Source organism: Vibrio sp. V33_P6A3T137, from assembly GCF_009904835.1.
GTDB lineage: Bacteria > Pseudomonadota > Gammaproteobacteria > Enterobacterales > Vibrionaceae > Vibrio > Vibrio metschnikovii.
Window position 1 is genome coordinate 1 of record NZ_WXWK01000141.1, and the last position, 12,039, is coordinate 12,039.

The 12,039-nt window shown below is 42.5% G+C and carries 8 protein-coding genes and 1 pseudogene; 6 read left to right on the forward strand and 3 right to left on the reverse strand.

Annotation, left to right across the window (positions count from 1 at the left end; all coding sequences use genetic code 11):
- Positions 1-499: 499 nt before the first annotated feature.
- A pseudogene (gene gyrA / locus CAG60_RS13575) lies at positions 500-3,056 on the reverse strand (DNA topoisomerase (ATP-hydrolyzing) subunit A); the annotation flags it as partial.
- Positions 3,057-3,406: 350 nt separating this feature from the next.
- Between gyrA and ubiG the strand changes: the two are divergent.
- The 4 genes from ubiG to yfaE all read left to right on the forward strand — a co-directional run bounded on the left by ubiG (position 3,407) and on the right by yfaE (position 8,385).
- Positions 3,407-4,114: a bifunctional 2-polyprenyl-6-hydroxyphenol methylase/3-demethylubiquinol 3-O-methyltransferase UbiG gene (gene ubiG, locus CAG60_RS13580; RefSeq protein ID WP_158138394.1), complete on the forward strand. Its 708-nt coding sequence runs from the start codon at positions 3,407-3,409 to the stop codon at positions 4,112-4,114.
- A gap of 500 nt (positions 4,115-4,614) precedes the next feature.
- Positions 4,615-6,897 carry a class 1a ribonucleoside-diphosphate reductase subunit alpha gene (gene nrdA / locus CAG60_RS13585; RefSeq protein ID WP_161439169.1) on the forward strand — a complete coding sequence of 761 codons (2,283 nt, stop codon included), beginning with the start codon at positions 4,615-4,617 and terminating at the stop codon, positions 6,895-6,897.
- A gap of 76 nt (positions 6,898-6,973) precedes the next feature.
- A complete protein-coding gene (gene nrdB / locus CAG60_RS13590; RefSeq protein ID WP_004395360.1) occupies positions 6,974-8,107 on the forward strand; it encodes a class Ia ribonucleoside-diphosphate reductase subunit beta in 1,134 nt (377 codons plus the stop codon).
- Entirely contained in the window at positions 8,107-8,385 is a 279-nt protein-coding gene (gene yfaE, locus CAG60_RS13595; protein ID WP_004395361.1) for a class I ribonucleotide reductase maintenance protein YfaE, read from the forward strand. The genes nrdB and yfaE overlap by 1 nt, the downstream gene beginning before the upstream one ends.
- Positions 8,386-8,411: 26 nt before the next feature.
- Here the strand turns inward: yfaE and CAG60_RS13600 are convergent, their stop codons facing one another.
- The gene (locus CAG60_RS13600) at positions 8,412-8,678 is read right to left on the reverse strand and encodes a hypothetical protein (RefSeq protein WP_040904342.1); all 267 of its coding nucleotides are present in this window, start codon (positions 8,676-8,678) and stop codon (positions 8,412-8,414) included.
- Positions 8,679-8,870: 192 nt separating this feature from the next.
- The gene (locus CAG60_RS13605; protein WP_161426560.1) at positions 8,871-10,121 is read right to left on the reverse strand and encodes a CinA family nicotinamide mononucleotide deamidase-related protein; all 1,251 of its coding nucleotides are present in this window, start codon (positions 10,119-10,121) and stop codon (positions 8,871-8,873) included.
- 286 nt (positions 10,122-10,407) lie between these two features.
- Between CAG60_RS13605 and CAG60_RS13610 the strand changes: the two genes are divergently transcribed.
- The gene (locus CAG60_RS13610; protein ID WP_004395363.1) at positions 10,408-11,304 is read left to right on the forward strand and encodes a DUF3943 domain-containing protein; all 897 of its coding nucleotides are present in this window, start codon (positions 10,408-10,410) and stop codon (positions 11,302-11,304) included.
- A gap of 178 nt (positions 11,305-11,482) precedes the next feature.
- Positions 11,483-11,995: a glycine cleavage system protein R gene (locus CAG60_RS13615; protein WP_004395364.1), complete on the forward strand. Its 513-nt coding sequence runs from the start codon at positions 11,483-11,485 to the stop codon at positions 11,993-11,995.
- Positions 11,996-12,039: the final 44 nt, after the last annotated feature.

Here is a 12,039-nt window from a genome sequence, read left to right on the forward strand (position 1 = left end):
GTCCACGGCAAATATCCTATGGTGATTTGATTATAATTTACTCTAAAAATAATATCACTTCCTGTTAATATCTAGCAAGAATATTTTAGAATTGCAATAATAATCACACTATTTATTTATATTAGCCAATAGAGCGTTTTGAATCTAAGACGATCACCAATACGTTGACTATATAATAAAAGGGATCATTGAGAGTGAGTGAAGAGTAAAATCATGACAGGAAATGATCGCTCAATTATATCGATCGTTCTTAATGATCCTATTATGATCTTAATATCTGCACTTCTTTTAACCATAAAAAAGACCGAGTATTTAATCTCGGTCTTTTATTCGTAATATTCACCACTGCTTATTTATTAAAGCGGTGTGAGTATGACAACTTATTCAGTAGGATCCGTATTTACATCCGTTGAATCAGTGTCGATCACCGTTGACGTTGACTCCACCGATGACTGATCTTCAGAAGAAACATCATCATCTTGTGGCAAATCTGCTTCATCAAGCTCTTCAATACGTTGCAGGCCAACCACTTTCTCACCTTCTGAAGTACGGATAAGCGTGACACCTTGGGTATTACGCCCTACCTGACTCACTTCAGAAACACGAGTGCGAACCAAAGTTGCTGCATTGGTAATCATCATGAATTCATCGCCTTCATCGGCTTGCACCGCTCCGACAACTTTACCATTACGTTCTGAAACTTTGATTGACACAACGCCCTGTGTCGCACGGCTCTTCGCTGGGTATTCAGAAAGCTGAGTTCGTTTACCGTAACCATTTTCAGTCACGGTTAAGATGTCACCATCGGTTTTTGGCACAATTAAAGATACGACTTGATCGCCTTTAACCAGCTTCATACCACGAACACCAGATGCAGTACGTCCCATTGGACGAACACCACCTTTCACATTACCTTCATCATCAACAATCGGTTTTTCGTTAAAACGAACCACCTTGCCTGATTTTGAGAACAACATGATATCGCTTTCACCGTCGGTAATTTCAACACCAATCAATGAGTCATCATCACGTAAGTTAACAGCGATCAAACCATTAGCACGAACATTAGAGAATTGATCAAGTGAGGTCTTCTTAACCGTACCATCACCGGTTGCCATAAAGATAAATTTATCTTCACTGAATTCCGTTACTGGTAGGATAGCAGTAATACGCTCGTTTTCTTCAAGTGGTAATAAGTTAACAATCGGCTTACCACGTGCGGTGCGGCTAGCCAGTGGTAATTGATACACTTTCAGACGGTAGGTCTTACCACGAGTTGAGAAACATAAGATATTATCGTGCGTATTGGCTACCAATAAACGCTCAATATAATCTTCATCTTTCATTCGTGTCGCACTCTTACCTTTACCACCACGACGCTGCGCTTCGTAATCGGTCAATACCTGATACTTAACATAGCCTTCATGTGACAAAGTAACGACAACATCTTCACGAGCAATCAGCTCTTCCATATCGATATCGTGGCTAGCGGCAGTAATTTCGGTACGACGTGCATCACCAAAATTATCACGAGCCATTTCTAACTCTTCACGGATCACTTCCATCAAGCGTTCTGTATTCGACAAAATATGGATTAGCTCGGCAATTTCATCCAATAACGCTTTGTACTCATCAAGAATTTTGCCGTGTTCTAGACCCGTTAAACGGTGTAGACGCAAGTCAAGAATCGCCTGAGCTTGTTGCTCAGTTAAGAAATATTGACCGTCACGAATACCGTATTGCGGCTCTAACCACTCCGGACGCGCGGCATCAGTACCAGCACGCTCAAGCATAGCGGCAACATGGCCTAAATCCCAACCACGAGAAACAAGACCCATTTTTGCTTCAGCCGGTGTCGGGGCTTTACGAATCAGATCGATGATCTCATCGATATTGGCCAACGCGAGTGATAAACCTTCAAGAATATGGGCTCTTTCACGCGCTTTACGTAGTTCAAAAATGGTGCGGCGAGTAACCACTTCACGGCGGTGGTTAACAAAACACTTCAACATCTCTTTTAAGTTGAACAGTTTTGGTTGACCGTTATCAAGTGCCACCATGTTAATGCCGAACGTCGTTTGCAATTGAGTATTGGCATAAAGATTATTTAATACCACTTCCGCCACGGCATCGCGACGACACTCAATTACGATACGCATACCGTCTTTATCAGACTCATCACGTAATGCGCTAATCCCTTCGACTTTTTTCTCTTTTACTAAATCGGCAATTTTCTCAATCAAGCGGGCTTTATTCACTTGATAAGGAATTTCACTAACGATGATCGTCTCTTTGCCATTTTTCTCGGTTTCAATTTCCGCTTTTGAACGCATGTAGACTTTGCCGCGCCCCGTTTTATAGGCGTCAACAATGCCCTTACGACCACTGATCAGAGCAGCAGTTGGGAAATCGGGACCTGGGATATACTCCATCAGCTCATCAATAGTAATCTCTTCATTACTAATGTAAGCCAAACAGCCATTGATCACTTCAGTCAAGTTATGAGGCGGGATATTGGTTGCCATACCGACCGCAATACCAGACGAGCCATTCACCAATAAGTTAGGAATTTTTGTCGGCATGACAGCAGGAATTTGCTCTGTACCATCATAGTTAGGTACAAAATCAACCGTTTCTTTATCTAAATCGGCCAAAAGCTCGTGAGCAATTTTCGACATCCGAACTTCGGTATATCGCATCGCTGCCGCTGAGTCACCGTCAATCGAACCAAAGTTACCTTGGCCATCGACCAACATATAACGCAGAGAAAAAGGTTGCGCCATACGTACAATTGTATCGTAAACCGCACTATCACCATGTGGGTGATATTTACCAATGACGTCCCCTACTACACGAGCCGATTTTTTGTAGGGTTTATTCCAATCGTTACCCAAGACACTCATCGCGAACAACACGCGACGATGCACTGGTTTTAGACCATCACGCACATCTGGAAGAGCACGACCAACGATGACTGACATCGCATAGTCTAAGTATGAACTTCGTAGCTCATCTTCAATGTTTACGGGTGTGATCTCTTTAGCTAGATCGCTCATAGAGCCATTATCCCTCTATAGTTTGATCGGATTATTCAAACCACACTCAGTTTTGCTCGACAACGAGCCTTGGTTTAACTGTTTTGTTGGCCGAATAATATTGATACTTATAAGGTTGAAAAATATAACACAAGTTGACCCATTTCGGCATCACTTTCCCTGCCCTTTTATCAGGTTGTGACCGTGGTTAAGTATCAACTGCCGAGAAATCACACATTCGTCTTATATCTAACTGATAAGTGCTTACTTTTCCATCAACTCTCTTTGGGTTAAAGATAACGGCTGGTGTGTATTGCTCAGCGGGTTATAATGAGCGCTTATTCGTGTGGAAAACATAGGCAATCAGAAGTATGACCAAAGCACAAAATGTCGATCCAAATGAAATTCAAAAATTTGCCGATATGGCATCACGTTGGTGGGATTTAAACGGCGAATTTAAACCATTGCATCAAATTAATCCGCTACGTCTTAATTACGTGCTGGATAATGCTAATGGTTTATTTGATAAAACCGTACTGGATGTTGGCTGTGGCGGGGGGATCTTAGCCGAAAGTATGGCTCGAGAAGGCGCAATCGTGACTGGCCTTGATATGGGCAAAGAACCATTGGAAGTGGCTCGCTTACACGCGCTTGAAACAGGCACAACGCTGACTTATCTACAAAGTACCGTCGAAGATCACGCCCAGCAATATCCGCATCATTATGATGTGGTCACCTGTATGGAAATGCTCGAACACGTACCCGATCCTCTCTCCGTGGTCAAAGCCTGTGCTCGTTTGGTGAAACCCGGCGGCCATGTGTTTTTTTCTACCTTAAACCGCAATATTAAATCTTATCTATTTGCGATTGTCGGTGCTGAGCAACTGCTCAAGATTGTGCCGAAAGGAACCCATGACCACAGCAAGTTCATTCGCCCTTCTGAGCTGTTACGTATGATTGATCAAACTGCATTACAAGAACAAGGCATCACTGGTTTGCATTACAATCCCCTTACTGATCGTTACCGTTTGGGAAAGAATGTGGATGTGAATTACATCATTCATACCCGAGTGCTCTAAAATAACCGCTCTCTTTGCTCATCGATAGCAAAGAGCGTTGGCAACCATAAGTAGAACGAACAACGGGTCTTGGGCATCATGACCAGCACATTTATCGTGTCAATTGGTGCTTGACAAGACCTTAGTAAACCTTTGACTCGGGTCTCAATCTTTACTGAAAAAATTACTGAAAGATCAAGTCATTTTTTTTTAAGCTTGGTTAGTAAAAAAGCAATCTGCAAAGGCAGATTTTTTACCATTAAATCTACCCTTTGATTGTCGGTAAGTAGCTACTAACTGAATTTTTTTATTTCTCAGGTTATCCACAATATGTGCAAGTTCTGTAACTTGCATTCATGACCAGATAGCACTATCTTGTAACCCGAACACTGATACACCCCTATATATAGTGTTTCTCACCACTGGCTGTAGGGCGATTTTTATCACAAAGCCAACGTTTGATTTACAATAATTACACCAAAACATGGCTTTTATCAGTTTTGTTAGGGAAATAAAGCAGAATGAACCAACAACTTACTGTCACCAAGCGTGATGGCCGCAAAGAAAATATCGATTTAGATAAAATTCATCGCGTAATCGAATGGGCCGCTGAAGGTCTGGATAACGTCTCCGTTTCACAAGTAGAACTGCGCGCTCACATCCAGTTTTATGACGGGATCACCACCTCTGATATCCATGAAACGATCATCAAGTCTTCCGCTGATTTGATTTCTGAAGAGACACCAGATTACCAATATCTTGCAGCAAGGCTCGCGGTATTCCATCTACGCAAAAAAGCCTATGGTCAATATGAGCCACCCGCACTCTATGATCACGTTTCTGCAATGGTCGCAAAAGGTAAGTATGATAGTCACTTACTTGAAGATTATAGCACCGAAGAATTTGCGATGATGGATACGTTTATTGATCATCGACGCGATTTAGATTTTTCTTACGCCGCCGTCAAACAGCTGGAAGGCAAATACTTCGTACAGAACCGAGTCACTGGACAAATTTACGAAAGTGCACAATTTTTGTATCTGTTAGTGGCCGCTTGTTTATTCGCCAAGTATCCCAAAGCAACACGTCTTGATTTTGTTAAACGTTTTTACGATGCGACGTCGACCTTTAAAATATCACTCCCGACACCGATTATGTCAGGTGTGCGCACCCCTACGCGTCAGTTCAGCTCATGCGTGTTGATTGAATGTGGTGATAGCTTAGACTCGATTAATGCAACGGCAAGCTCGATTGTCCGTTACGTCTCACAACGTGCAGGGATCGGTATTAATGCTGGACGCATTCGCGCATTAGGCTCTGAAATTCGTGGCGGTGAAGCATTCCATACGGGTTGTATTCCATTTTACAAGTATTTCCAAACGGCGGTGAAATGCTGCTCACAAGGTGGCGTTCGTGGCGGTGCAGCAACGGTATTCTATCCTTTGTGGCACGGTGAAGCAGAATCCTTATTGGTTTTGAAAAATAACCGTGGTGTCGAGGAAAACCGTGTTCGTCATATGGACTATGGAGTTCAGCTCAATAAACTGATGTACAGACGCTTAGTGGAAGGCGGCAATATTACCCTCTTTTCACCGTCTGATGTCCCTGGCTTATATGACGCTTTCTTCCAAGATCAAGATGAATTTGAACGTCTGTACGTTAACTATGAAAATGACCCTAGTATCAAAAAACGTACCGTCAAAGCGTTAGAGATCTTCTCGCTGTTAATGCAAGAGCGTGCCTCAACAGGTCGGATCTACATTCAAAACGTGGACCACTGTAATACTCACAGTCCATTTGATGCTAGCGTCGCACCAGTACGTCAATCGAATCTGTGTTTAGAGATTGCTCTACCTACCAAACCACTGACGAATGTCGAAGACGATAGCGGTGAGATTGCACTCTGTACTCTGTCTGCCTTTAACTTAGGTGCAATAGAAAAACTCGATGATTTCGAAGAGTTAGCTGAATTGGTGGTGCGTGCATTAGATGCTCTACTCGATTATCAGGATTACCCTCTTCCAGCGGCTCGTAAGTCAACCATGAACCGCCGTACGTTAGGCGTAGGTGTTATCAACTACGCTTACTACTTGGCAAAACACGGTGTGAAATATTCCGATGGCAGCGCGAACGGATTAACGCATCGTACCTTTGAAGCGATGCAATATTATCTGCTCAAAGCCTCGGTGTTGTTAGCGAAGGAGCAAGGCCGTTGCCCTGCATTTAACGAGACTAACTACGCTAAAGGTCTGCTACCGATCGACACGTACAAAAAAGATCTTGATGCATTATGTGATGAACCATTGCATTACGATTGGGATAGCTTACGTACTGAGATCATGGAATTTGGTTTACGTAACTCAACGTTGACCGCTTTAATGCCGTCTGAAACGTCATCGCAAATTTCTAACGCGACCAATGGTATTGAACCACCACGTGGCTATGTATCGGTCAAAGCGTCTAAAGATGGCATTCTTAAGCAAGTCGTTCCTGAGTTCATCAAGCTTAAAGAAAATTACGAGTTGTTATGGAATATTGGCTCTAATGATGGTTACCTGCATTTAGTCGGTATTATGCAGAAGTTCGTTGATCAAGCGATTTCAGCGAACACCAATTATGATCCAAGCCAGTACGATTCTGGTAAAGTTCCGATGAAAAAATTGCTCCAAGATCTGCTCACTGCGTATAAGTATGGCGTAAAAACGCTTTACTATCATAACACGCGTGATGGCGCTAAAGATGATCAAAAAGATGCTGTGCAAGCACAAGATGATGACTGCGCTGGCGGCGGATGTAAGATCTAAGCAACTTTTTTGAATGTTATTCACTGATAATTTGTATGCCCCTTGCAGAGTAAGGGGCTAAACGGATGAAACCACTATGGCTTACAGCACTTTTACTCAGAAAAAAAATGACCAACTGAAAGAACCTATGTTTCTTGGTCAACCAGTCAACGTTGCTCGTTATGACCAGCAAAAATATGAAATTTTCGAAAAACTGATCGAAAAACAATTAAGCTTTTTCTGGCGACCAGAAGAAGTCGATGTATCGAGCGACCGAATCGACTATGGTAAATTACCTGATCATGAAAAGCATATTTTTATCTCTAATTTAAAATATCAAACTCTGCTCGATTCTATTCAAGGACGCAGCCCGAACGTTGCGCTACTTCCTTTAGTCTCATTACCTGAGCTTGAAACGTGGATTGAAACGTGGTCATTCTCTGAAACGATTCACTCTCGCTCTTACACACATATTATTCGTAATATCATCAATGATCCTGCGGTTGTATTTGATGATATTGTTGAAAATGAGCATATCCTTAAGCGTGCAAAAGACATCGCCCATTACTACGATGACTTAATCCAAGCGACGAATGATTATCATCGTTTTGGTGAAGGGAAACACCAGCTTAATGATGAAACGATTAATGTTAGCTTGACTGAGTTAAAGAAGAAGCTTTATCTCTGCTTGATGTCGGTTAATGCGCTAGAGGCGATTCGTTTTTACGTTAGTTTTGCCTGTTCGTTTGCGTTTGCCGAACGTGAACTGATGGAAGGGAATGCGAAAATCATTAAATTGATTGCTCGTGATGAGGCATTACACCTGACCGGTACACAGCATATGATTAATCTGCTTCGTAACGGATTGGATGATTTCACCTTCTTGCAAATCGCTGAAGAATGTAAGCAGCAATGTTTTGATTTGTTCAAAGAAGCAGCTGAACAAGAAAAAGAGTGGGCAGCGTATTTATTTAAAGATGGATCGATGATTGGTCTAAACCGCGACATCTTATGCCAATACGTTGAATACATTACTAACATCCGCATGCAAGCCGTCGGCCTAGAGCCAGCTTATCCAAAAGCAACCAGTAATCCGATCCCTTGGATTAATGCGTGGTTATCTTCTGATAATGTTCAAGTTGCCCCACAAGAAGCGGAGATAAGTTCGTACTTAGTCGGTCAAATTGATAATGAAGTCAATGCTGATGATTTTGAGGATTTCCAACTGTAATGGCCAGTGTCAAAATCAACAATACCGTAACCATTGAGTCTAATTCCTCTAATACGCTGTTAGAAAGCATGGAACAAGCGAGGTTAGAGCCAGAATATAATTGCCGAGACGGGCACTGTGGCGCGTGCCGCTGCACCCTTGTTTCCGGTGAAGTGGAATATGTTGGTTTTGCGATGGCTTATACGCAAGGTAATGAAATTCTACCCTGTATCTGCAAAGCAAAAAGCGCACTTGAGCTGGTTGGGGTGAATTATCGCCCAAAAGCCAAGCGCGCTTAATTTCTCGTGTTTATCTAAAGCCAGCACTATGCGCTGGCTTTAATACCAAATAACAGTCTATCGACCGTACTTCCTGATACCGATTTTTGCGCAATCTCCCTTCCCCCATCATCAAATAGAGACAATTGATAACCGTATTGATTTGGTGAGCAATCCTCTCTATTCGGTTCTTCTATTGGGGTATGCAGCCAAAGTGAAACCACATCTTGATGTTGATGAATTAACGCCTCACCTAAGATAACTTTTTGACTTGCGACTTTATACCAAACGAGAATTTTAGATTGATGGAACATACCAGCCTCCTGCCGAAATGAATCGAGCGAGTTGTTAGTCTACAGATAAATTCACTCGCTGGATCGATCATTTTTTCAGCTAAAAGGGCAAGCTTCAGCAAATCAAACGGTTACTATTTAGACTAATTAGGCATACTGCGGCTTATCTAAAACGTCTCTGGTAATAAGTTGGTAAATCACCATCTTATCAGGTCAAGATGGTTGTTTATTGAGCATGCTAGCTGGTAAATGCATCTCTTTAAGGCTCGTTACACTGCTATAGTGAGCGAATATCGGCTTCGCTGACAAATAACGACGTAGCATATCCCCCGCAATGGTTGCGATCAGCTGTTTTTGATCATCCATAGAATAAGTACGATTAAATTTTAACTGTTGTGCCCATTCGCCATGAGGGGTCGATAATGCCAAACAAAAGGCATCGTCTTGCAGTGGGCCACTTACTAACGCAAGATCTGTGGCACACTTCTCTTTTGTCGCTCCTGCCAACGCAAATACCGCAGCAAGAGGCTCTTGTTCACTCAGTCCGGCTTCAGCACCATGACTTAATATCCAACTATGACCACTTAAGCGAGCAATTTGCTCATCACTGAGTAACCAATAGGAAAGCCATCCCTTCGTCGCCTGCTCAGCTATCGATAACGACAGCCCTTTATCTCGCAATAAATGCCCAAGATGAGTCAGCATAGGTTCATCGACACTCACCACATAAGCTTCAATATGCGAATGAATCAGCTGTAATACCCGTACTCGTGTCGCTAAATCATTAGCCGGGCCAAAAAGTTTAATTTCGATAAAAGGCAAATACGAGCGATAACCAAGTTGATAACCTTGTGGAAGCTGTAACTTATCAAGCTTATCGGAAAGCCCGGATTCCGAGCTACCAAACGTATACAATTTGCTGCATTCAAAACCGACTTGTTGCGGAAACTGCTGTTGTAGATCTGGCAAAATCTGTTGCTGAACCATCAACTTAAACTCGCTTGGTACCCCTGGCGTAAAATAAAACCAGCAATCATTGATAGACAATTTAAATCCACATGCGGTACCAATAGGGTTATCAATCAGGGTCGCTTTCTCTGGTAACATCGCCTGTTTAAGATTACTGTCTGGCATGGTTTTTTGGCGCTGAGCAAAAAAACGTTGTAATACTTCAACCCATTCAGGAAAGACGACTAAACGTTGATCAGCGGCTTGAGCCGCCGCCGCTGTACTGAGATCATCGCTGGTCGGGCCTAATCCACCATTCACAATGACGACCTGATTATTGAAGCTGAGCATTAACAACTCTTCGACCAAGGCAGATTGACTATCACCTACCGTAGAACGTTTGGTGAGACTAAAGCCATTTTCAAAAAATAGCTGTGATAACCAAGCCGCATTGGTATCGACGATGTCACCATGCAATACCTCTTCTCCAGTACTTAACATTGCTATCTTGAGCATAGTTTGACCTTATTTGAGTACTCGTTTCTCATTATAGCCATCAGTATAACCAACCGATGGCATTAGATATACTTGGTTGAATGCTTAAATCCGAACCAACGCTATACTTGAACACTGAAAATGACCGCAAGCGGTAAGTCGTTCAATGAATAAGCCTATTGATCATTTTCATCATGAGCATTTTCATGGATAATTAACCCTTTATACTACTGAGCATGTTGAGCGAGCTAAAAACTCAACCGCTTGACCCCATCAACAACGATTTATTTAATGATTGGAGCGTTTTGTGCCTAAAAAATATAGTCTTGCATTGCTATTATCTTGCACTTCTTATGCCAATGCGGCGTACTATCAAATGCCCCAACATATAGAGTTATCTTATAATGTCGACTGTCTACAAGTCGTTTGTCATCAGCCAGAAGCCGTAGTTCCTTCGCAACTCACTTTTGTTACACCATTAAAGCAACAACCAACACTAAAAATCGAAGATTCATCACTACCGCGTTATTTAACCATTTCAGATACTCGGGACTGGGCTTATTTAAGAGGTCAAACATACACCATATTAGGACTCAGTGTTGCGACGGTAGGATTGATGACTCTGCTCCCTGAATCGATCACAAAATGGGATGAAGAGGACCGCAATCTAAGTGGCTTAGGCCGAAAATGGAAAGATAATGTCACTTCTGGACCAACGTGGGATCGCGATGAGCATTTTCTGAACTATATTATGCATCCATATTTTGGCGGGGTGTACTACACCGCGGCAAGACATGCTGGCTTTAATGAATTTGAGTCTTTTCTTTATTCGGCCACGATGTCGAGTTTCTTCTGGGAGTATGGTGTAGAAGCGTTTGCTGAAGTCCCCTCTTGGCAAGACCTCTTTATTACCCCTTTCTTTGGCGCGGTAGTCGGGGAACTGATGTTTGAGAAAGAGCAAGACATTGTCGCCAATGGTGGTGAAGTATTTGGTTCTCAACGTCTAGGCAGCGTCAGCCTCTTTCTGTTGAATCCTGTTGGACACATTCATAGTTGGGTCAGTGATGCTTGGGGTGGTAGCGCTGAAGTGACATTCCAAAGTACACCTTGGTTTGGTGATAGCAATGCGGCTAAATTTGCCCTCGATTCCGGTGCAAAATACGATAGTCAGTTCTATGGTATTGATTTTAAAATTTCTTTTTAACGGATTCTCAAGGTGGCCTTTTCGCTAAAGGTCACCTTATTCAATGACTTTTGTGCGAAAAATAGAATTATCAGACCTTGATCGGTATCCTTTTCGCAAACATTGACCTACCTCAATTTTTATTCATCATAACCGCCTACACTGATAATAAGCGTTCAGGCTATGCTAGGAGGTCATTATGAATAGTACTTTTATTGTAAACTTTGTTGGCACAGCCACTGCCGCAACGATCAAGCAATTGGCGGCGATCACTCATGAAAATGAGGGCAAATGGCTAATCAGCAAAGTCAACTTCATCGACAATCAAGTGGCCGCGGTGATTAAAATTGAAGTACCGCAAAACAACGCGGACATAGTGAAATCCGCCTTTCAATCTCACTCCGAATTGCTGGTACAAATTATTGATTGTGAAGCACAAACAAACCAAGAAGAGCAGATTTATCACGTCCGCTTAGATGCCAATGATCGGTTTGGGATTGTTAATGAAATCACCCATTTACTTGATGGGCAAGGGATCAATATTCTTGATATGGATTGTCAACGAGTGTTTTTAGCAACCGGTGGTGGCGTAAGCTCGAGCCTATTTAGTTCAACGATGGCCATTCGTTTACCAGCAGAAATCCGGATTGAAGATGTCATTAAAGAGCTGGAAGCACTCAGTGAAGATACCCGAGTGATGTTGGAATCTTAAATAAAATGGGTCCAATAAAATAACAAAGGGAGGCAAACGCCTCC

What these genes read in the sequence shown, in the direction of transcription:
- yfaE (WP_004395361.1), top strand. Translation starts at nt 8,107, where the DNA reads ATGGCCAGTGTCAAAATCAACAATACCGTAACCATTGAGTCTAATTCC.
- CAG60_RS13600 (WP_040904342.1), bottom strand. Translation starts at nt 8,678, where the DNA reads ATGTTCCATCAATCTAAAATTCTCGTTTGGTATAAAGTCGCAAGTCAA.
- CAG60_RS13615 (WP_004395364.1), top strand. Translation starts at nt 11,483, where the DNA reads ATGAATAGTACTTTTATTGTAAACTTTGTTGGCACAGCCACTGCCGCA.
- nrdB (WP_004395360.1), top strand. Translation starts at nt 6,974, where the DNA reads ATGGCTTACAGCACTTTTACTCAGAAAAAAAATGACCAACTGAAAGAA.
- ubiG (WP_158138394.1), top strand. Translation starts at nt 3,407, where the DNA reads ATGACCAAAGCACAAAATGTCGATCCAAATGAAATTCAAAAATTTGCC.
- nrdA (WP_161439169.1), top strand. Translation starts at nt 4,615, where the DNA reads ATGAACCAACAACTTACTGTCACCAAGCGTGATGGCCGCAAAGAAAAT.
- CAG60_RS13605 (WP_161426560.1), bottom strand. Translation starts at nt 10,121, where the DNA reads ATGCTCAAGATAGCAATGTTAAGTACTGGAGAAGAGGTATTGCATGGT.